Here is a 21,598-nt window from a genome sequence, read left to right on the forward strand (position 1 = left end):
ATGTCGTGCCGGGCTAGCCGTACGAGGTCACTTGTATTATCTCACAACGCATATCCGTGTCGTGGCGGCGCTGGTGGTCCGCGAAACGTCCACCCGCTTTGGCAGCAAGCCGGGCGGGTACATCTGGGCTTTTCTCGATCCCGCCTCCCATATCGCTTTTCTGTCTCTGATCTTCATGGCGATCGCCCACACACCGGCGCTGGGAGCGAGCTTTCCGCTGTTTTTCGCGACGGGCTACATCGCCTATCAATTCTACCAGGCGATGGCCGGCTATCTGAACAGCGCCGTCAACGGAAACCGCGCTCTCCTGAGCTATCCGAACGTCGCACCCATCGACACTGTGCTCGCGCGCTATATCCTGCAACTGGGAACCACTGCCGTCGTCGCCTTCTGCGTCTTCACGGCCATTGGCCTAAGCTTGAAGACGCCCCTGACGATCGAATGGCCCTACATCATAGAAGCGGCGTTTGCCGCCAGCCTGCTGGCTTTGGGAAATGCTCTCGCAAACAATGTGCTGTTTCCAAAGTACCCCCTATACGAGAAATTCTTCGAAATCGTCACGCGCCCGCTCTTTCTTGTCTCCGGTGTGTTTTATCTGCCGGACAGCCTGCCGCATCCGGCACAAGAGGTGATCCTGCTCAACCCCCTCGCGCACGTCGTCATGCTGTTTCGCAAGGGGTTCTACCCCGAATATCGTGCCATCGGCTATGATGCGGGCTATCTTTACGGCATTGCATTTTCTCTGCTGTTTGGAGGATTGCTCATATTCACGAGCTCCGGGAAGGTATTGAGAGGACGATGATCAGGCTGGAACGTGCGACGAAGTTTGTGCGAATGAAGGGAATTTCGAAGCCCATCATCAATGACGTTTCCTTCGTCATTCCGCGCGGCAGAAGCGTCGGGCTCCTGGGTCGCAATGGTGCGGGCAAATCGACATTGCTGCAGATCATTGCCGGCACGCTGGAGCTGGACAAGGGGCGCATCGTCCGCCAGGGCAAGATATCCTGGCCGCTCGGTTTCCAGGGCAGCTTCCAAGGCAATCTTTCGGGGGAGCAGAATGTCCGCTTCGTCGCCAGGATATATGGTGTCGACACGGAGGAGCTTGTTGCCTATGTTGCCGACTTCGCGGAACTCGGTGCCTTCTACAAGGCACCCGTCCGCACCTATTCATCCGGCATGAGGGCGCGGCTCGCCTTCGGCGTCAGCATGGGGGTCAGGTTCGACTATTATCTCGTCGACGAAATCACCGCGGTGGGAGATACAAACTTCAAGCGGAAATCCCAGCAGGTCTTCAAGGAGCGGCTCGCGGATTCCGATGTCATCATGGTCTCCCACAGCGCCACCACATTGCGGGACTATTGCGAATCCGGCATCGTTCTCGAAGACGGAAAATTAACATATTATGATAATTTAGAAGATGCTATCGCCGTTCACGAGCGCAACATGACGAGGCAATAGACGTGACAGACCAAGCCCAAGGCAAGAAGACTGGCGAAGTTGTTACCCACCTTCAGCTGGCGCCCGAAGCGAAACCGCTTCACAAGCCCAAAAATCTGCGTCTGCTTGAGGGGCTTCTGGAAAGCCCCATGCCTGTTGCGGAGCCCTCCCCGCCTGTCATCGAGGCCGAACCGCAGGCAGCCAAAGCGACCCGCGGCTGGATCGGCAAGCTGCGCCTCCGGCATCTGGCGATCGTCTCGGGCTTCGTGGCTTTCGTTGCACTGCCGGCAGTCTTGACGTCTCTCTACATGGCGTTCATCGCTGCCGACCAATATCACAGTTCGGCTTCCTTTTCCGTCCGCAGCATCGAGTCTTCCCAGCCCTCGGACCTTCTGGGGATGTTTTCCCAGGCCTCCGCCGGCAGCACGTTTTCCGATTCCTACGTCCTGCTCGACTTCATCCGCAGCGAGCGGATGGTTCAGGCGGTGGACGAGGCCTTCGGGCTGGATTCCGTCTTCGCTCCGCGAGGGCTGGATTATTTTTATGGTATCGGCCGGGACCTTCCCATTGAGGACAAGCTCGAATACTGGCGAAGCATGGTCAACGTCAATTTCGACCATACGTCCGGTATCATGGAGCTAGAGGTCAAGGCCTTCACGCCGGAGGACTCGCAGAAGATCTCGGCATTTGTCATTACCCAGAGCGAAAAGCTGGTAAACGAGCTCTCGTTGTCGGCACGCAACGAAGTCCTGAAAGTTGCGCAGAGCGAGGTCCGCATGGCGGAAGAGCGTTTATCAAACGCCAGACTGGCGCTCAGAATCTATCGAGATTCCTCGCAGGAAGCAGACCCGGTGGAAGGGGCAAAACTCGCGACCCAACTGGTGGCAGGGCTCGAGGAAAAACTCGTTCAGCTGAAGACCGAGCTTTCCACCGCACTCACCCAGATGGGCGAGGATACGCCGCGCGTCCGGGTCATGCGCTCGCAGATCGCAAGCCTGGAAAAGCAGATCGAGCAGGAAAGACAGAGGTTCGGCAGCGGCACGGCCAGCAAGCAGAGCCGAACGGCTGCGGCGTCCTTCACCGACGTCGCGAGCCGTATCCAGCAGTATGAAACGCTGGAGACAGATCGCGAATTCGCCGAACGCGCCTATACCTCGGCGCTGACGGGGCTGGAAAAGGCAAGAATCGAGGCCAATGCCAAGCAGCGCTATCTCGCCGTGTTCATCCAGCCGACGCTGTCGGAACTGGCGCAATATCCGAGCAGGCTCCTGAATTCCATCCTGGTGTTCCTGGGCGCCCTGCTCGCCTGGGGCGTCGTGGTCATGGGATATTACAATATCCGGGACCGGAACTAGCCGCCGGACGATCGAAAAGAACGGCCTGATATGTGACATTCATTCCGCTGGCGGGTAAATAAACCGCCGTGCGGGATGATTTGCCTCGGGAAAGCTGCCGGCGAGATGACGACGAATGAAAAGCCGGACTTAACAGGCCGGGACGTTTTCGCTTTCCATCTGAGACGGTGGAAACAAGCGATTCTCCGAGCGTATTTTCCCCAGGCCCGCTTCACCTTCCTGCCGCTCTATCTGACCGACAAGGTTTTCACGCGTAAGTGGGCCGCCGCCATCAAGGCTTCCCCCAACCCGGCTCTTCTCGTCTGGGGTCTGAATGTACCTCCCGCGGCCCTTGCCTTTGCCAGGAAGAATTCGATCCCGCTCTACTTCATCGAAGACGGCTTCATCCGCTCGCTGGTTCCCAATGCCAGCCATAGCGCCCCCTTTTCACTGACCATCGATTCCCGCACGCCCTATTTCGACAGCCGCGAGGCATCGGATCTCGAATGCTTGCTCAGTTCCTACGATTTCGCGGGCGATCCGGACCTGATGGGCCGCGCGCGCGACGGCATCAGGGCGCTGCTTGCTTCGAAGCTCAGCAAATACAATGCCGACGACACACGGACAATCGGAACCGTGCCTGTTCAAAAAGACAAGCGCAGAATTCTCATCATCGGCCAGGTGGAGGACGACGCGTCCATCCGGTTCGGATGCGATCGACCGATAACGAACAACGACGTCGTCCGGACCGCGGCGGCCGAGAATCCGGGTTGCGAGATCCTTTACCGACCCCATCCGGACGTGCTCAATGGAATCCGCAAGCGCCTTTCCGATCCGGCGAGGGTCGCGCATCTCTGCAAGATCGTGACCGATCCGCTTCCCCTGCCGGACCTTCTGGAGACGGCCGATCATGTCTATACGATCACGTCGCTTGGAGGATTCGAGGCGCTTCTCCGGGATATTCCCGTCACCGTCATGGGGTGCCCCTTCTATGCCGGATGGGGGCTGACGGACGATCGCCAGAAAAACCCGCGGCGCCGCCGCAAACTGCGCCTCGAAGAACTCTTCGCCGGCGCATATCTTCTGTACCCGCGCTACTTCAACCCCGTGACCGGAGAGGAAATCGGCTTCGAGGATTGTCTTGAACTGGCGACCGGGTGGAGAAAAACCGGCATGCCGGAAAGCCGCATCGTGCCGGTATCTGTTCCCGAAAAACCGGGCTTCCAGTTTTCAGGGCCATACGGGATCATGGGATGGCGCCACGTGCTCACGGAACCCCTGGCGCGCGTCATCGGAATGATCGGCGACGAGGCCGATGCCGAGGATTTCAGGAAAAATCCGATCCTTTTCTTCCGGGAGCTTTCGAATCCGACCTTCAGGAAAATCGGTCGACTGCTCTATCCCCTTGACTAGGGTCGAACTCTGGCATCAGCCGGTGTAATTCGTCTCGGCTATCCCGCAGCGGTAAAGCGCGCCGCGTGCAAGCCCAATGTATTTGCTCGTCTTTTTCTCCCATATGGCCGGGGACAACCTCGCCGATCCGTCGAGCAGGTGCGAATAGGCCATGCGCGCCCGCATCGTCGCCCTGAAGGCCGTGTAGAACTCCTTCTGCTCCCGCGATATGTGGTCCTCAAGCCGTTTACGCAGGAGTTGAAAAAGCGTCTCGCCGACGGTGGGCGAGCCTAGGAATGCGCATTCCATTCCCAGGAAGGCAATCTCGTCGAACGGGTCGATGATCCTCAGCCGGCGATCGAATTCGAGGCAGTCGAAGATCGCAATGGGATCGCAGAAACAGATATGTTCCGGCCGCAGATCCCCGTGTCCCTCCACATAACGTCCGTCGTTGATCCGTTGGATGATCCTCTCCCGAAAGCAATGCAGGGCGCGGTCGACATCGTCCAGCAGATGCCGGACCGCCTCATGATCGATTTCGAATTCCTCGTGCCGCAGCACCTGTCTGTTGATGTCGTTCTGGCATTCGAGCATGCGGAAATGATCGAGGGGATCAATCGCCGGCCGCTCCGCCGAGCGGTAGAACGCAGCGAGGAAATCGGCCAGCCTGTGCAGGTGGTCGTCGCCGACAGCACCTGTCTTCAGCAACTGGCTGAGCATGAGATGTTCGGGCAGGCGGCGCATTTCCAGCAGCCATTCCTCGACCGTGCCCTGCCCTCGGATGACCAGGCTGCCGTCCGGCAGGCTGACCAGAGGCACGACCCGAAGATAGGTATCCGGCGCCAGGCGGCGATTGAGGCGCAGTTCTTCCAGGCAGTTCCATTCCCGGGCGGCAAGCGTCGAAAAATCGAAGAAGGGGCCAACCGTCGGCTTCTTCAGTTTATAAACGCGGTCGCCACACAAAAAGACCCAGGACATGTGGGTCTCCAGGGCCGTCACCTCTGAGCCGCGTCCCTGATATGCTTCCGGCTTGCGCAGAAAGCTGATCTTTTCATTCAAAGAATGCACGCCGGTTCCTTTTCGATAACGAAACAGCGACAGATGTTAATCTGGTGCCCGCCGCGGGCTTTGACATCCCTCAATTCGCCGGAATCGATAACGGCCGGCTGATTTGACCTTGGTCATCGCCGCGGCCTTCGCGCGACCTAAAATAACCGCCATGAGTTGAGGAGCATTCCCATGACGACGATGGCAAAGACCAAGAAAGCCCTGACACGCCTCTTCCAGCGACTGGACAGCGTACCGAGCCCCACAGACGAGCGATTGGCGGCGGTGCTTCAGGAATGGCTGGACAGGCGCCAGCAGCTCATCGCTCCGGCGCCGCAAGCGCTCATGACGGCTGGAACATCAGCCGCCGAAAAGGCCTTCATCTTCCGGAAGGACCCCGATGCGCCGCGGCATTATCTGCTTTCGTCCGGAGCGGATGCCGCCGCAACCCTGATCGGCAGGATTTCGACGGGGGACCAACTGGATGCGGCGGCAGACCGCAGGGGCGCGGTGCGCCTGCGCCGGCTGTTCGATATGGTGGGTGAAACCGGTGAGCCCATTCTCGGCATATTCAGTTCGAAATCGGCCGAGGCCGGGCCAATCCATACCGAACTGCTTGTCGCGCCGCTTTCCAGCAACGGGAAATCCGTCGATGCTTTCCTGGCCTCAGCCAGCGTGCAGCGGACCGAACCTGCTCCCGCAAGGACGCCGGTCCGGTGGCCCCAACCGCATCCCATGCTATTTGCCTTCGAAAGCAGCAGGATTTTCGGTGAGCGCGTCGCGGCCCGCCTCGGCCTCTCGCTGAGCCCGATCGAGGAACGTTTCTTCGAGGACGGTGAGGAAAAGACCCGCCCTCTGGCACATGTCCGCGGGCGGGACATCCATGTGATTTCCAGTCTCGACGGAACCGACCGGGAGAGCGTGCATGACAGGCTCTGCAAGCTCTTATTCTTCATTGCGACCCTGAAGACGAACGGAGCATCCCGCGTGACCGCCGTGACCCCTTACCTCGCCTATATGCGCAAGGACCGGCAGACGAAGGAACAGGACCCGCTGACCGCAGCCTATGTCGCCCGGCTTTTCGAGGCCGTGGGCACCGACCGGCTGATCACCATGGAGAGCCACAATCTGGCGGCCTTCCAGAACGCCTTCCGCTGCCCCACCCTCCACCTGACGGCTTACGAAGCCTTTGCCGCTCATTTCGCCGGCCTGCTCCAATCCGCAGACGTGACGGTCGTCTCCCCGGACCTCGGCGGCGGAAAGCGCGCGGACATGTTCCGGGTCGTCCTGGAGAAGGTCCTTCGGCGGCCGGTCGCGAAAGGCTTCGTCGAAAAGCAGCGCAGCCAGGGCGTCGTCAGCGGCGATCTCTTTGCCGGCGACGTCCAGGGGCGGGTCGTCATCATCATGGACGACCTGATCAGTTCGGGAACGACCATGGCCCGCGCGGCGGAAGCCTGCAAGCAGCGTGGCGCAACCGGAATCCATCTCTGCGCCACCCATGGACTGTTTTCAAAGGAGGCTGCCGGGCATCTGGCGCTGCCCTTCATAGACAGCATCGTGGTGGCCGACACCGTCGAGACAGGCAGACGTTACGGCGGCGACAAGCGGCTTACCGTCATTCCGGTCACAAGCATCTTCGCCGACGCGATCGCGGAATGCTGCGAGACGGTCGCCAGGTGAACGATCGCATGCCGGAGGGCATCAGGGGCGCGGGCTGACCGCGCCGGTCGCTGGCGATGTCGTTGCGCGTTCAGAATTTCACCGCGACATTGGCCTTGGCGCTGTGATCGCTGACTCCGGAGCCGAATTGGCCCTTATACGAGACGCCGAAGGTCGCCTGCGGCGTCAATTTCAGGTCGAGCCCCGCCTCGATGACGGCGGCATCCTCTGCAATTGGGACGCCGGCGACGGTGAAGGCACTGCCTCCGTCAAAGGCCATGGTTGCGGCCGGCACCACGTCGCCGAAAGCATGCCGCCAGCCGATCATGCCGGTGAGCCTGACGGTTCTGGCCTCTCCCACCGCCAGCTCAGCTCCGGCTCGGAGCCCCAGCGTAGTGAAGGTGGTATTCGTCGTCTGGCTGCCCGCGCTTAAAGCCGCATCGCCGCCATCTTCCGTGAAGCCGCCTGTGTCGAGATTGACATGGGCGAGATTGGCGAAGGGTTCGATGCTCGCATTGCCAAGGCCTAACCGATGGCCCACCTCGCCGAACATCTGCGCCGTAGCAGCGTGATAGTCCACGGTGAGACTGTCCGAGAAGCCGGTGAACTCGGCCGAACGGCTCATCTCGAGGTCATGCCAGCTATAGGCCCCGCCGAACCGCAGCCCGAACCCGCCCCACCGGCCACCGCCATAGGCGCCGAGATGGTAGCTGTCGGCCGAACCCGACGAGGACCGGTCGTCCACGTCGAAATTCGAATGGCTGTAGCCGGCCAGGAGCCCGAGCCGAAGGTTTTCCGTCGCCAGCGCGTCGCCGCCGAAAAGAAAACCGCCGATCGACCGGTCCATCGTCGCGGCATTGCCATCGCCATCCCACTGACCCCAGGAGCCGAAGCCCTGGCCCCATACCGCGAAACGGTCGGTGGCGGCGGGAGCCGCTTCCGGCCCGCCGGGACCATAGGCAAAGACCGGAACCGCGCTGGCGGTGGTCTCCTCGAAGGCCGTGCGAATACGGTTCATCACTGCATCCCGGACGAAGCGGCTGTCCTCGATGAGCGCCGTCTTGGCGGAGGCGTGGATTTCGCCCGAAATGGCATCGAATGCTTCCCGCGCCTCCTCGATGCTGCCGAGGACGGCGATTGCGGAAAAGAGGTCGCCGCCCCCCACCGACTGGATGCCGGAGGCGGCCGCCTTCTGGTTGGGGGTCAGCGCCACGTCGGGGAAATCCGTCGTCTGATCGAGCGTCACATAGGCGTTGTTGGCGTCGTAGCTCAGCGTCGGCGTGATGAAGATGGAGTTGATGGCAAACGTGGCCGCATCGAACGTGCCGTTGACGCCGCCGGCCGCAGTCAGGATGGTATAGGCGGTGCCGACCGCAACGTCGGGATACGGGGTGACATTGACGGTGCCACCGTTGACGGTGGCGATGCCTGCCGCATTGACGAGATCGCTGTTGCCGAGGGCGTCGACCTCGACTTCATGGAGCGAGCCGGCATCGAAGGTGATATCGCCGACATTAAGGGTGCCGATGGAATTGCCCGGCGCGATCGTGGCACCGGAGGCGAGCGTCACCGTGCCGAGGGTTCCCGTGCCCGCGAGCGCGCCGCCGGAAAGCACTGAAACCGATCCACCCAATATGGCATTGGCAACCAGTGTCGCACCGTCGTCGACGGTCGTATTGCCGGTGAACCCGGCAGAATCGCTGACGAAAATCGTGGTGCCTGCAAGCAAGTCGATCGCGCCAAAGCCGTTCATGGCCGTGGCGAAATAGAGGTTCGGATCGGTGTGGTTGAAGACGAGCGTGCCGTCGCCCGCTCCGAACTGGATGCTGGCGGTAAAGAGGTTGCCGGCACTCGTCGCCGCCGCACCTGCCGCCGCACCTATATTGACCACGCCCGTGGAGCCGGCGACGGTCGCAATATTGGTGACGCCGTTGCCCACCAGCACCCAGACATTGGCCTGGTCCGAAATCGTCAGCGTGCCGTCGCCCTCGCCGCCGACGAAGAGGTCGCCGCTGGCGTACCAGGTCGATCCGCTGTCGCGAACGGTCACCTCGCCGGTTGCGCCGGCATGTGCGCCGATGGCGCTGTCGATCGAACCGAGCGTCGCACCGCTCTGCACCGTCACATCGCCCGCGCCCCGATAACCGACAAAAAGATTGCCGGTATTGTACCAGGCCGCGTTAGCGCCCGAGACGCTGACCGAGCCGGTGCCGGTCGTTTCCCGGCCGAGATATGCTTCGGTACTCTCCAGCATGCTGCCGGAGACGATGACGGACCCCTTGCCGAAATCACCGGCCACGAGGGTGCCGGCGGCGGCGGACGAACCGTTCGTGATCTGCAATCCGGCCTCGCCGGTCGCCCCCGTGCCCAGAGAAATAGCATGTCCGGCGCCACCCAGCGCGCCGCCGTTTTCGACTATGAGATAAGCATAACCGTCGACGCCGGCGCGCAGTTTGTCGAAAGTCAGCCTCGCCCCTTCGCCGTTGACGACCACCAATCCATAACCGGTCAGGGTATTGGCAACCACGAGGTCTTGCGCGACGTCGAACGTCGCACCGTCCCGTATGTCCAGCATGCCGTTGCCGGCATTGCCGACGATGGCGTTGCTGGTCGCCTCCCAGTTCGTTCCCTGACCGGACACATTGACATAACCGCTCTTGTGCGTGCCAAGTCCAAGTGTGAGATCGCCGCCATGCACGACCGAGGCGCCGTCTTCGACATAGACGGTGCCGGTGCCCTGCGAACCGACGGTCACCTGCTGAGCCGTCGCCCAGCTTGTGCCCTCGCCCGTCACCGTCAGCGTGCCCTCGCCACCCTCGAAATGGCCGATGACGAGGCCGGCGTCCGTGTTCAGCGAAGCGCCATTGCCGACGGTCAGGAATCCGGTTCCTTCCAGGCCGATCTGCATGATCGAGCCCGTTGAGGTCAGGTTCGAGCCCGTTCCGGAAACCGTCACCGAGCCATTGCTGCCGACGAGGCGGCCGACCTGGACGACGGCGGGAATGACGATGCCGCCATTCTCGATGACCAGCGTGCCGGCGCCCGCGTCCCCGACGACAAGGTCTTCGGCTCCGAGATTCCACGGCGAATTCTGGTCTCCGGGGACAGTGACCGTCTGGCCGCCATCGATGACCTCGTCGGCCGCGGCCGGGCCGGCGGCCACTGCCAGGGCAAGCGACGAGGTGCTGGCGAGGACAGCGCTCAAAGCCGCGCGGCGCGAGCGGTTGCCGAGGGGGTTTGCACCCTGGCGCGGCCGATCGCCGATGCCGTCCTTTGCTTCTCCAGCAGGACCGCCCAAAAGATCGCAATTATTGAATGCCATAAATCCTCTCCGATGACCCCAGACACGCGAGGGCATTTCCGCACGCGGATACGCAACGTCATTTCAGGAGAAGAAGACCCCGCCCCCTGAACCTCTCGGTCGCTTTTCGGGCGGGCAACGGCATGATTTCAAGAACTATATGCCGGCCGCGTTCAAATGTGGCCGCAGGTGCAAGGAATGTGACCGAAGGCGCAAATACATGCGGGTTTGCAGGCGGAGAGACGCTGGAGGCTCTTTCAGGCGCTTCCGGAATCGGCCGCGCCCGCGGCTTGATTCTCTATGATTTTTTCGTGCGAACGCGAGCTTGTCCGGACCGTCGGATCGCAGGCACCCTGGGACCAATCGACGGCGACCGCCCCTGTCCCCTTACCGCAGCTTGCGGATCCAATGCCACATGGTCTGCCCCTCGCCATATCCGGCAGGCAGGCTGCGTCCTTCCGCGGCGAGCGCCCGCATCTCCCGAGGGGTCACGTCGAAAGATCGCCGAAAGGCGCGGATGAAACTCTTTCGATGGCTGAAACCGTAACGTTCGGCAATTTCGGCAATGCTTTCCTGCCGGTGGTCGGGATCAACGAGTTCTGCCCGGCAACGGCGAAGCCTTTCCTCCTGGATATAGGAGGAGAAACCGCCATAGGGCTCGAAAAGATAATAGAGCTTGCGGGTGGAAATGCCGAAAGAACCGGCGACCGTCTCGGCGGTCAGGCCCCGATCGACGATATGAGCATCGACATGGCGACGGATTTCACCAGTCAGCGCCAACCTGATCGAAGCGGCATTCTCTTCCGTGACTGCTGCATTCATCGCCGCGGCAGCCAGTTCCAGGGTCGGCCCGACCACAGCCTCGGCGTCCTGGCGGCTCATGGCGGGCGCACCGTCATAGAGGCCCTGCAGATGATTGCGTAGCAGGGCAACCAGCGGGGTCTTGCCTGAAATGACGCGCATGTTCTGCTCATCCGGCGCTTTTAATAAAGGAGCAAGCAGGCGGCGCGGCATCGTGAGATTGAGGCTGTCGAAATCGGAGGTCCCCGTCGACTGCGGCTGCGCCAGATCGGCGACGATCAGATCACCCGATCCGGCCGCATCGTCCGACCCGCCATCGCGTCGCCCGTGGCTCCCCTGCAGGCAGATCTGCAGCGTAATATGGTCGAGACCATCGCGGCCGATCCGGGCACGCGACCGGTCGAAGCTTTGTGCCGTGCATCTGTACGAGGTCAGGACGACCTCGCCGAAATGGAAAGCCTCCGCATGAAATTGAAACCGGTCGTCGACCTTGTTGCGCAGGCGGACATCATAAAGGACCCCGATGTTCTCCTGCCAGACGGCGATCGCCTCCCTGGCCGCAAGGCCCTCGATATGCAGCACCGAGCGCGGAACTCCGGCGAGCGCCGCATGCTCCCATACTCCAGGATTGAGACTGTCTTCCACCCCGCCATCCCCTCGCCCGGCCACGATCCGAATTCGTCAATCTATCACCGAAACAGGTGCTTACACCAATAGGCAGCATTTGTCAGATGTCAGGTCAGATCATGCCCCTGGTCGCTTCACGCCGAAGACCACCAGCAGCAATGGATAGCGAAGACCGTACATGCGACCCAGCTTGAGCCGTCTTTTCACTGCTCCCAGGGCCGACCACCCTGTTGCGGCCGCCAGCCTTGGCTGCGTAGAGCCTCTGATCCGCTCTTTCCATCGCCGCTTCCACGGTTTCTTTAGCGCTCAGTTGTGCGATGCCGAAGCTTGCCGTCATCACCCGCGTTCCGGACGAAAACTCAAACGGCGCCACCTGGAATTCAGCGCGTATACGCTCGGCGACCTCCGCCGCCTGATCCTCGTCTGCATCCGGAAGGATGATCGTGAATTCCTCGCCACCGGTTCGCACGACCAGGTCCTGCGAACGCACGTTCACCTTGAGCAGTTGCGCGAAGCTTCGCAGGACTTCGTCGCCGGCGCTGTGGCCGAAGCGATCGTTGACGCTCTTGAAATGGTCGATATCGCAGACAATGACGCTGACGGACGTGCCGGATCTCTTGCGAAGCAGATGCTTCAAGCGTTCATCGAGCCCGCGCCTGTTCAATGCGCCAGTCAACGGATCACTATCCCGCTCCCGCCTCAGATCATCCATGACATCGGTCAGCGCCGCCGTTAACAGCAGGAATGCCAGCCCGGCGCCAAAAATGGCCAAGGAGAACTGAAGAACGTTCCAGAAAAGGGAAGTCCTGAACGCTTCGAGACTGCCGGGAGCGGAAAAGCCGATCGTGATGATCGTGCGCGGGAAAAACTGGACTGAAAACCCGAAGAGCGTCCAGAAAAGCAGGCGATCGACAAGCCGCTCATGCCGTAGCGACCTGAGCCGCAGTGCGGCCATCAGCAGGATGGCACCGTAACCGAAATTTTGTACATAGATACGAGCCAGCAGGTTCGGCGCAACATAGCAGAAATACCAGAGCAGACCGGTGACGGCGCAGAGAATGGCTCCGTCGAGGCGCAATCCCAGCCGCTTTCCCGATCGCAGCAACATTCCCTCGGCCGTTGCCAGGACCGCGACAGTATAAAGGAAACCGGAAAAAACGGCGTTCGGCCCCGTTCCGCTCGGCCACCCCAATATCTGGGAGGCCGCGGCCGAAGCAAAGACGGTACAACCCAGGGCGAGGAGAAGAAGGTAGGGCCGTCTTCTCTCAAGAGCCCATGCCCACAGGAACATGAGCCCGAACAGCACGAAAATGCCTGGCCAGATCAGAACCCTTGCCAAACTCGCTATCGAGTTGTCCATTTCGCTACCACTCGCGGGCAGTCATTGCCGGATATCTCAGTTGCGGCGCGAATAGCAAAACTCTGCTGTATGGCAGATGAATATTTCATCTCGGATTTTAATCGTTCCAGGGAATTTCGCCCAAAGATTGCATATCCTCAGACAGGAACCCTTCCGCGGCGATCAAGATGACCTACATATCCGGCGGGCGCTTCCGCCACGCGAGGCGAACGCGTTATCGAAGGAAGGGGCATGAACCGGACCCTGATCATTGTCGGGCTGGCTATCGTCGCAATCGGCCTCCTCTGGCCCTGGCTGTCGCGCCTTGGCCTGGGACGCCTGCCCGGCGATCTCGTGATCAGGCGCGGAAACTTCACCTTCTATGCGCCGGTCGCCACCGCGCTATTGGCCAGCGTCGCGCTTTCGGTGATCGTCTGGCTGATCAGGCGCTAGAGCGGTTCCAGTTAAAAGAAGAACGGTGTTGACGCAGCCAGTCGGCGGTCACCCGACTGGCCTCGGCGAGAGCGGAGACGGGATCACGACCGCCGAGCAGCGCAAAAAGGAAAGCGCCGCTGAAACGGTCGCCGGCGCCGATCGTATTGGCGACCCGCACCGTGGGCGCCGGATCGACATGGATCGTCCGGCTGCCGTCAAAGAGGATCATCGGGCGCGGCCCATCCGTCAGGACCAGGCCCTTCAGGCGCGGCCCCGCAAGGGCCTGAGCACGCTTCCAGACGGATTCGAGATCGTCGGCGGCATCGGTGCGGGAGGTGACGACATAGTCGGCCGGCCTGGGCGTTGCGGGGCGAAGCGGCAGTTGCGAAACCACCAGCGGAATATCGCCAAGCCTCGATACGAGCGCCTCTTCAAGCTGAAGGGCATTGAGATAGGCGGCGTCGCCCGCAAGTTCTCCCCGCACGGACAAGGTCGCGCGCGGCCCGTCCGCCGGCGCCAGGATCGTTCTTTCGCCACCCGGTTCGAGAAGGATTTCCAGCGGCACGGTTTCGCCGGGCATCATCGCCACATGGCGCGTGTCGAACCCCGCCGCACCGAGCGCCTTCAGCGCGGAAAGGCCCTGTTCGTCCTGCATGAGGCGGGTCACCAGCGCGACCGAGGCTCCGAGTTCCAGAAGCTGGCTGCCCGTGTGGAAGCCGCCGCCGCCGAGGTGGACGCTGCGATCGGAAAAGCGCAGCCGTCTGCCCGGCGTCAGATGATCGTCGAGTTGCCAGATGCGGTCGTGATTGACGGATCCGATGACGATGGTTCGGTACATGAGGCGTTTATCTCTCGTCGAGGCCGGGCGCCAGCGCGTCGACGATGAAACGCTGCGCGCTGAGGAATATGACGAGGACGGGCACAATCGACAACAGGCTGGTGGCCATTAGCGGGCCCCAGACGCGTTCCGTGCCTTCGAGATCGGCAAAGGTGGCGATCCCGGTGGTCAGCGTCTTCTTGAACCCGTCTTCGAGAACGAGCTGGCCCCAGAGATAGATGTTCCACGCCCCCATGAAGGAAATGACCGAAAGCGCCGCGATGGCCGGAACGACATTTGGAATGCCGATCTCCATGAACTGCCGCCACAGGCCGGAACCGTCGATCCTGGCCGCCTCGAACATCGACGCAGGCAGGGAGCGGAATGCCTGGCGCATGTAGAAGACATAAAAGCCGATATAGGGGATCGACGGAATGACCATGGCCCCATAGGTGTCGAAAGCCTGCATCTTCACCACGGCGATATAGGTCGGGATGATGGCGAGCACCGTCGGAAACGACATGGTGGCGATCACGAACCAGAAGAGCGGCCGCCGGCCCGGAAATTCCATGCGGCCGAAGGCGAAGCCGGCCGGGACCGCCAGAAGCAGCTTTCCGAGCGTGATCAGCGTGGCGGTGAGGATCGAGTTCCACAGCCACATCCAGATCGGATGACGGCTCGCGGCGATCGTGAAATTCGAAAGCGTCGGGTCCTCCGGCCAGAGGCGGACGGCCCTGGCGGTGATGATCTCGTTCGGCGTGAAGGCCGAGGAGACCATCCACACGAGCGGAAAGACGGTCGCAAGGCTGGTGGCCAGCAGGACCCCGTGGATCACCAGCCGGTGGATCGAGCGGCGAAGCGGAACGGCACTCATCCGTAATGCACCCTTTTTTCCCCGACGCGGAACTGCAGCCAGGTGACGGCCAGCACCATGACGATGATGATGACCGCGACCGCGCTTGCCGGTCCGAACTGGAAGAACTGCAAGCCCTGCTGCCAGAGGAAATAAAGCAGGCTGGAGCTTCTCCCCGCCGGACCGCCATGGGTCAGCACGTCGATGACGCCGACGATATCGTCGAGGACATGGAAGAGCGTCGTGACGCTGATGAAGAAGGCCGTCGGCGTCATCAGGGGAAGGCTGATCGTGAAGAAATGCCGCCGGGGACCGGCGCCGTCGAGCTGCGAGGCCTCGCGCAATTCATGGGGAAGATTGGCGAGTGCCGCAAGCCAGAGAAGCATGTTGAGGCCGAAGGTCTTCCAGAAGGTCACCAGGCAGACGCAGAGCAAAGCGAGGTCCGGGTCCGTGTGCCAGCGGGACTTCGGAAAGCCGAAAAACCCGAAGATCTCGTTGAACAGGCCGTTGACCGGATTGAGCAGCCAGGACCAGGCGACCCCCGCCACGGAATAGGCGAGGATCGTCGGCAGGAACAGGCTGCCGCGATAGAGGCCCTGAACCGGGCTGTGGCGCACCGCATGGATCATCACCGCCAGGACCAGCGGCAGGATGATCTGGGCCGGGATGAGGATCACGCAATAGAGCACGGTATTCCAGGCGGCCGTCCTGAAATCGACATTGTCCAGAATGGCCGAATAGTTGTCGACGCCGACGAAGCGGACTTCGGCGGACAGAAGGTTCCAGTCGAGCACGGAAAGCAGCGCCGAAGCGAAAAGCGGTCCGTAGAGAAAGATCGCGACGGAAAGAACGGCCGGCCCCACGAAGAGATAGGGGGCCAGCCTTCTGAAGCCTGACGGCATGATGCTTACGCTCACGCCGAGACCAGAGCGTCCAGTTCCTGGTGGGCGCTCTTCATGCCGTCCGCGACCGATACTTCCTTGAGCAGCATGCGGGAGACCCATTTGCGCCAGATCGCCTGGCCCTCAAGGCCGCGCTTGCCGGGCCAGATGGTCTCCGCGGTCAATCCGTCCGCAAGCTGCCCGGCCGCCGGCTTCATGAAGTCGTTGATCAGCGGAATGTCATGGACCGAGGTGTTGAGATAGCCGACGGCCGACCAGATCGACTGCCCTTCCTTCGAGGCGCAGAATTCCAGGAAGGCAAGCGAGGCTTCGGCCTGTTCCTTGTTCCGGGCATAGACGGCGAGGAAATTGCCGCCGCTGTTCATCCTGCGCGAATGGCCGGCAAGGCCGGGGAATTTTGCGGTGACCGCCTTTGCCCCGCCGAAGGGGAAGGTCGCCGCGCGCGTCGAACTCGTGGTGCAGATGGCGAGCGCGCCGGATTCGAAGGCGGCGTCCTGATCCTTGGCGCTGACGGGAAGCCAGAGGCCCTCATGCGCCGGCGCGCAATATTCCATCATGCCCGCCACGGCTTCCGGGCTGTTCAAGGCCAGCTTGCCTTCCGGATCGATGATGTAGCCGCCGGCATTCTGGATGAAGGACTGGCTCGTCCATTCGTTGTTGGAAAGCGCCAGCGCCGAACGGTAGGTCGGGTGCTTGTCCTTAAGCTTCGCGTCGAGCTTGCGGGCGTTGTCGTAAAGCCATGCGGTGTCCGGATTTTCCGGCAGGGCAGGATCAAGGCCCGCCTCTTCCCACAGCTTGCCGTTGATGAAGGTGATCGGCGTCGACATGGCCCAGGGCAGGCCGATCAGCGCGCCGTCGATGGTCACCAGCGGCAGGACCGACGGGCGGAAATTGGCGAGGATCGCCGCCGCCCTGCCGGCGTCGATCTCCCGCAGGTCGCGGGCGCCGAGCGTGCGCTTGGCGAAATAGCCGAATTTCCAGCCGGTGATCATCATCGCGGGCGGACGGCCGGCCGCCGTGCTTGCCACCGCCTTGGCGATCGCCGCCTCGTAATCGCCGTCAAAACGATTGGTCACGGTGACGCCGAGCTTCTTCGCATTGAAGGCGTCGACCACTTTCTGGAAAGGCTTGTCGGAACCCCAGGGGCTCGACACTTCGATGGCTGCGTCGGCGGAGCGTGCGGGCGACGCCGCCACCATGCCTGCACCAGCCGATGCCGCAACCGCGGCCATGAATTTCCGGCGACTCATCTCGACCATTTTTTGCTCCATATCATTCGAATGTAATTCGAAACATCCGAATATCTCGGTAGCGTCGATCGGTGACACCTGTGTGAAGTTCCGCCGCTTGCGTGGCCGATATTTTCGATTTTATCGCCCGCTCCTGACGGGCGGATGACAGAAGAGTGACCGGCGGCCGTGGTTGCAACCCGATCATCCCGAAGGTATCGAACATTCGAATGACACGAGCCGAATCGGACAGGCAGGACATGGAGAAGAAATCCCCGCACGGGCAGTGGCAGCAGGTCGAGGAGGACATCGCCGAGGACATATTGGCCGGCCGGCTTTCGCCCCAGACCCAGCTTCCGAAGGAGGCCGAGCTCATGGAGCGTTTCGGCGTCGGGCGCCACACGATCCGGCGCGCCATGTCCAGCCTCCAGAGCCGCGGGCTGGTGCAGGTCGAACAGGGCCGGGGGACCTTCGTGCGGGACGGGCGCCTGGAATACCGCCTTTCCGAGCGAACCCGCTTTTCCCAGAACCTGCTCGACCAGGGGCGCGAACCCTTCGGCCAGGCCGTGCGCGAGGAGGAGATCGCCGCTTCGGCCGCCGTTGCCGAAGCACTCCGGCTGCCGCGCGGCGAGCCGGTCTATCACATCGTCCGGCGCGGCTTTGCCGACGAGGAGCCGATCAACCTTTCCGACGCCTATTATCCCGTCCGCCGCTTTCCGGGCTTCGACAAGGCGAGGCGCAGCGGACGGAGCGTCAGCGTGATCCTCTCGGAATACGGCGTTCCCGACTACATCCGCCTGCGGACCGACATCCTGGTACGGCTGCCGACGCCCGAGGAGGCGCGCCAGCTTTGCCAAGACATATCCCAGCCGATCATCGCGCTGAAAAAAGTGGATGTCGACATGAAGGGAACGCCGATCGCCTATTCGGAAACGGTGTGGCCCGGCGAACGGGTGCAGTTCTCGATCGACAATACCAGCCAGCTCCTCGACGCGCTTGCGGCGAAATGAGCGTCATGCCGCGATTGGAGGCGGGAAGGCGTTGGTGGAAACCGTGGGGTTTTGCGCTCAATGCCCGGTAGTCCAAACTTGAAGCTGCAGCCAGAATCGATCAGCATTGCTCTACCGGATGGAGGGTAGAAAGTGGATGGGCAGTGGCTTGGGGCTTTTAGTGGCACGAACAACGGCATCATGATGATTGATGCAGATGATCTAGGTGATCATGTGGAAGGTCGTGCATACGTCTTCGATAATGCACAGGGAATGCCGGGATTTGTTGCCAGCTTTCGCACATCCAACCGTAACCCGGTTCAGACTCTAAACATAGCACTTGACGTCCTTCATCCTGTTACCTTCGATGTCATCCCTCGACATCAAGTGCCACAAGTATTTCCCGGGCAGGCCATTCCCGCAAGTGCAACGCTTATCTTAACCCTGAAGAAGCGTGTGCTTAGCGTCAAATGGTCAACCCCTGCTGGAACGAGCGGCACAGCAATGCTTCCGCGCAGCAAGGCTGACAAACCATCAGACTATCGAGCTGATCGGGCGATCAAGACGTGGGACTCCTTCAAGCGGTTCGCCATAGGGCTGGAACCGGGTCGCTTCATTTTTCGCGGTCAGTCGCGGCCGTTTCGCCTTAGGACGGCATTCCATCGAACCAAGCGCAAGGACCTCGTTCGCTTTATTAACGAAGATATCCCGACACTGCACCGAATGCTGACGGCGAGGACCAAGCACCTGTTTAATCTCAATGAGCCTCTACAAAATGGGGCTTTCTGGAATTTAGCCCAGCACCACGGTTACCCGACTCCACTCTTGGACTGGACGCATTCGCCATTTGTTGCAGCGTATTTCGCATTCCGACCCGAGCGGCAAACGATTGACATGAGGAGCGATAAAGTCCGAATTGTAATGTTCGACCGGAGACAATGGACAACGGACTTTAGTCAGCTGCAGAGGGTGCATTTCACTCGGCCTCATTTCTCAATTCTAGAAGCCTACGCGATTGAAAACGAAAGGGCTCTCCCTCAACAAGCGCTTTCGAGCGTAACCAACGTTGATGATATAGAATCATACATTAGCAGCAGGGAAGTACAGCAAGGCAAACGTTACCTTCGCACCTTTGACCTTCCATATGAAGAGCGAGACAATGTTCTTCGAGAGCTTCGGCTGATGGGTATTACCGCCGGTTCTCTGTTCCCCGGCTTCGATGGAGCATGTGAGGAGCTTCGAATGCGGCTTTTCGGCTAAGCGACACGAAGTGGGATTTGTCCACGCAAGTGCCAAACACTTACAGACTCAACCTCCTTACCTCAAAACAAAGCGTGGCTGGGGCGCCTGGATTCGAACCAGGGGATGGCGGTACCAAAAACCGCTGCCTTACCGCTTGGCTACGCCCCAACGCGCGGGCGATATATCGGTAAAAAAACCGCCCGGACAAGCGGGCCTGCTGTAGCAAAGCTTTCTCGCCCCCTCAACGCCTAACTTTGCGATTTTTCCGATTTTCCGATGGCTGTTTTTGAATGCGCCGCAGCAGAAGCGGTGGTAGAGCGTTTCGGAACAGATCGGAAAATCAGGCAAGCGCCGGGGCCGGCATGGCAGAGGACCTCACTTTCGACATGGAATTTTCGCCAGCCTACGGCATGGCCGTGCCCGTGGCCGACGGTGTGCAGCGGCTCACCGTCAACAACCCCTCGCCGTTCACCTTCCACGGCACCAATACCTATATCGTCGGTCGTTCCTCGGTCGCGGTCATCGATCCGGGGCCGGAGAACAACGCGCATTTCGATGCCTTGATGGCCGCACTCAGGGGCCGCGAGGTCACCCATATCTTCGTCAGCCACACCCATCGCGACCATTCGCCGCTTGCCCGGCGGCTCAAGGATGCGACCGGCGCGCTCACCGTCGCGGAAGGGCCGCACCGCGCCGCAAGGCCGCTGCATGCGGGCGAGGTGAACCCGTTCGCGGAAAGCTCGGATACCGGCTTCGTGCCGGATATCGCGGTTGCGGACGGCGAGACCATCGAAGGAGACGGCTGGGCGCTTGCCGCCGTCCACACGCCCGGCCACACGGCCAATCACGCGGCCTTCGCGCTCCAGGGCACGGGCGTGCTCTTCTCCGCCGACCACGTGATGGCCTGGGCGACGACGATCGTGGCGCCGCCTGACGGTTCCATGGCGGATTTCATGGCCTCGATCGAAAAGCTCCTGGAGCGGGACGACCGCATATTCCTTCCCGGCCACGGCGGACCTGTGAAGGAACCCGCCTCCTTCCTGCGCGGCCTGCGAACCCATCGCCGCATGCGCGAACGCGCCGTCCTGGAGCGCATCCGGGCGGGCGACCGGCTGATACCCGACATGGTGAAGGTGATCTATGCCAGCACCGATCCGCGGCTGCACGGCGCCGCGGCACTCTCCGTGCTCGCGCATCTGGAAGACCTCATCGAGAAAGGCCGGGTGGCGACCGAGGGCCCGCCGTCGCTTTCAGGCGCATATCGGCCGGCTTAGTTTCCGGCAATGCCCAGAAGTTCCGTATCGAGCCGGTCGAGGAAATCCTCGGCGATGGCCTCGCCCATGCCAAGATCGTGCGGGCCGTAGCGGGACGCGACGCGGATATCGACCGAGGTGGTTTCGGCATCTTCCCGCAGGCGGATGACCAGATCGAAGCGAAGCCCCAGAACCAGCGTGCGGGTCTCGCCCTGCAGCAGGACGTCGCCGGCATTGCCGAAGACCGGAGAAAGCAGCGGCTCCGGCCGCTGCAGCGGAACCGGCGCCACGTCCGGCACGGGTGCCTGCTCGTCTTCCGGCGCCGGGCGTTCGGCGATATCGGGCTCGACCAGTTCGACGCCTTCCTTCCTGGTGATCGAGATGCGGGCGGAAAGCACCGCCTTCTGCACGCCCTCGTAGACGCGGTCGAGCGCTCCCTCGTAGCGCCGGCCGGTCAGGCCGGGATAGGCGACGAACTGGGCGCGGCGGTCGGCCGGCGTGACGGCATCGGGCCGCGGCAGCCATTGCTGCCTCGCATGCGCCTCGACAACCCAGGGCGGCGGATCGGCAAGGTCGGTTGAGATGTCATGGAGGGCCGGCAAGGTGTAATAATAGAAAGCGCCGGTTGCCACGACCCCAAGCGGAATGGCCGCGTAGAAGAGCCCCTTGCCGGCCGCGACGCCGCCTTCCGCGCCCACCTGCCAGAGACGGGCGAGGCCGATCAGCGAGAACGGTACCGACACCGCGGCGATCGCCGCCGAAAGAAAGGTCAGCGACAGGAAATCCGGCGTCGTCAGCGGACCGAGGCGATGCGCCAGCACCGCAATGACGAAGAGCATGAGCGCCGAAAGGCCGAGCCTGCGGGCGGCATAGGCCGAATGGGAAACGGGCCGGACGAAACGGACGGTCATCGGATCGGGCAGGCTCCATGGCAAAAGCAC

18 protein-coding genes and 1 tRNA gene are annotated in these 21,598 nt (G+C 61.7%); 9 read left to right on the plus strand and 10 right to left on the minus strand.

Annotated elements, in window-relative coordinates:
• Positions 1 to 31: 31 nt before the first annotated feature.
• From JL39_RS26750 to JL39_RS26765, 4 genes are all read left to right on the plus strand, one after another.
• Positions 32 to 802, plus strand: a complete 771-nt coding sequence (locus tag JL39_RS26750; RefSeq protein WP_037157967.1) for an ABC transporter permease — start codon at positions 32 to 34, stop codon at positions 800 to 802.
• On the plus strand, positions 799 to 1,458 hold the full coding sequence (locus tag JL39_RS26755; protein WP_037157970.1) for an ABC transporter ATP-binding protein: 660 nt from the start codon (positions 799 to 801) through the stop codon (positions 1,456 to 1,458). Before JL39_RS26750 ends, JL39_RS26755 begins: the two co-directional genes overlap by 4 nt.
• Positions 1,459 to 1,460: 2 nt before the next feature.
• Entirely contained in the window at positions 1,461 to 2,792 is a 1,332-nt protein-coding gene (locus JL39_RS26760; RefSeq protein ID WP_037157974.1) for an RkpR, polysaccharide export protein, read from the plus strand.
• A 105-nt stretch (positions 2,793 to 2,897) separates the two neighbouring features.
• Complete coding sequence (locus JL39_RS26765; protein ID WP_037157976.1) at positions 2,898 to 4,184, plus strand: cell surface protein; 1,287 nt, start codon at positions 2,898 to 2,900, stop codon at positions 4,182 to 4,184.
• A 15-nt stretch (positions 4,185 to 4,199) separates the two neighbouring features.
• Here JL39_RS26765 and JL39_RS26770 read toward each other — a convergent pair whose 3' ends face one another.
• Positions 4,200 to 5,141 carry a hypothetical protein gene (locus tag JL39_RS26770; protein WP_152601285.1) on the minus strand — a complete coding sequence of 314 codons (942 nt, stop codon included), beginning with the start codon at positions 5,139 to 5,141 and terminating at the stop codon, positions 4,200 to 4,202.
• A gap of 261 nt (positions 5,142 to 5,402) precedes the next feature.
• Here JL39_RS26770 and prs point away from each other — a divergent pair, with 261 nt between their 5' ends.
• Complete coding sequence (prs, locus tag JL39_RS32700; RefSeq protein WP_244446969.1) at positions 5,403 to 6,890, plus strand: ribose-phosphate diphosphokinase; 1,488 nt, start codon at positions 5,403 to 5,405, stop codon at positions 6,888 to 6,890.
• A gap of 70 nt (positions 6,891 to 6,960) precedes the next feature.
• On the opposite strand, the gene JL39_RS26780 is transcribed toward prs, so the two are convergent.
• From JL39_RS26780 to JL39_RS26790, 3 genes are all read right to left on the minus strand, one after another.
• Entirely contained in the window at positions 6,961 to 10,191 is a 3,231-nt protein-coding gene (locus tag JL39_RS26780) for an autotransporter domain-containing protein (protein ID WP_052183138.1), read from the minus strand.
• A 366-nt stretch (positions 10,192 to 10,557) separates the two neighbouring features.
• Complete coding sequence (locus JL39_RS26785; protein ID WP_052183139.1) at positions 10,558 to 11,616, minus strand: helix-turn-helix domain-containing protein; 1,059 nt, start codon at positions 11,614 to 11,616, stop codon at positions 10,558 to 10,560.
• A gap of 94 nt (positions 11,617 to 11,710) precedes the next feature.
• Positions 11,711 to 12,958: a GGDEF domain-containing protein gene (locus JL39_RS26790; RefSeq protein WP_081953007.1), complete on the minus strand. Its 1,248-nt coding sequence runs from the start codon at positions 12,956 to 12,958 to the stop codon at positions 11,711 to 11,713.
• Between the two features lie 231 nt (positions 12,959 to 13,189).
• On the opposite strand from JL39_RS26790, the gene JL39_RS26795 reads away from it, so the two are divergent.
• Entirely contained in the window at positions 13,190 to 13,390 is a 201-nt protein-coding gene (locus tag JL39_RS26795; RefSeq protein WP_037157979.1) for a DUF2905 domain-containing protein, read from the plus strand.
• Here the strand turns inward: JL39_RS26795 and JL39_RS26800 are convergent.
• From JL39_RS26800 to JL39_RS26810, 4 genes are read right to left on the minus strand one after another with little or no spacing between them, the layout of a single operon-like run.
• On the minus strand, positions 13,380 to 14,210 hold the full coding sequence (locus JL39_RS26800) for a PfkB family carbohydrate kinase (RefSeq protein ID WP_037157982.1): 831 nt from the start codon (positions 14,208 to 14,210) through the stop codon (positions 13,380 to 13,382). The two genes, JL39_RS26795 and JL39_RS26800, sit on opposite strands and share 11 nt — an antisense overlap.
• Positions 14,211 to 14,217: 7 nt before the next feature.
• Positions 14,218 to 15,063: a carbohydrate ABC transporter permease gene (locus tag JL39_RS26805; protein ID WP_244446970.1), complete on the minus strand. Its 846-nt coding sequence runs from the start codon at positions 15,061 to 15,063 to the stop codon at positions 14,218 to 14,220.
• Positions 15,060 to 15,959, minus strand: a complete 900-nt coding sequence (locus JL39_RS32705) for a sugar ABC transporter permease (protein WP_161784812.1) — start codon at positions 15,957 to 15,959, stop codon at positions 15,060 to 15,062. The genes JL39_RS26805 and JL39_RS32705 overlap by 4 nt, the downstream gene beginning before the upstream one ends.
• Complete coding sequence (locus tag JL39_RS26810; protein WP_037157989.1) at positions 15,956 to 17,203, minus strand: extracellular solute-binding protein; 1,248 nt, start codon at positions 17,201 to 17,203, stop codon at positions 15,956 to 15,958. The genes JL39_RS32705 and JL39_RS26810 overlap by 4 nt, the downstream gene beginning before the upstream one ends.
• A gap of 230 nt (positions 17,204 to 17,433) precedes the next feature.
• Here JL39_RS26810 and phnF point away from each other — a divergent pair, with 230 nt between their 5' ends.
• A complete protein-coding gene (gene phnF / locus JL39_RS26815; RefSeq protein ID WP_037159780.1) occupies positions 17,434 to 18,183 on the plus strand; it encodes a phosphonate metabolism transcriptional regulator PhnF in 750 nt (249 codons plus the stop codon).
• Between the two features lie 180 nt (positions 18,184 to 18,363).
• Positions 18,364 to 19,422 (plus strand): FRG domain-containing protein, encoded by a 1,059-nt coding sequence (locus JL39_RS26820; RefSeq protein WP_161784813.1) that lies wholly within the window; start codon positions 18,364 to 18,366, stop codon positions 19,420 to 19,422.
• A gap of 75 nt (positions 19,423 to 19,497) precedes the next feature.
• Here JL39_RS26820 and JL39_RS26825 read toward each other — a convergent pair.
• A tRNA-Gln gene (locus JL39_RS26825) sits at positions 19,498 to 19,572 on the minus strand.
• 194 nt (positions 19,573 to 19,766) lie between these two features.
• On the opposite strand from JL39_RS26825, the gene JL39_RS26830 reads away from it, so the two are divergent.
• Positions 19,767 to 20,678 carry an MBL fold metallo-hydrolase gene (locus JL39_RS26830; protein WP_037157997.1) on the plus strand — a complete coding sequence of 304 codons (912 nt, stop codon included), beginning with the start codon at positions 19,767 to 19,769 and terminating at the stop codon, positions 20,676 to 20,678.
• Here the strand turns inward: JL39_RS26830 and JL39_RS26835 are convergent.
• Entirely contained in the window at positions 20,675 to 21,568 is an 894-nt protein-coding gene (locus JL39_RS26835) for a DUF1499 domain-containing protein (RefSeq protein ID WP_037158000.1), read from the minus strand. The genes JL39_RS26830 and JL39_RS26835 overlap by 4 nt on opposite strands.
• Between the last annotated feature and the right edge of the window lie 30 nt (positions 21,569 to 21,598).

Source organism: Rhizobium sp. YS-1r (assembly GCF_000757525.1).
Classification (GTDB): Bacteria; Pseudomonadota; Alphaproteobacteria; order Rhizobiales; family Rhizobiaceae; genus Neorhizobium; species Neorhizobium petrolearium.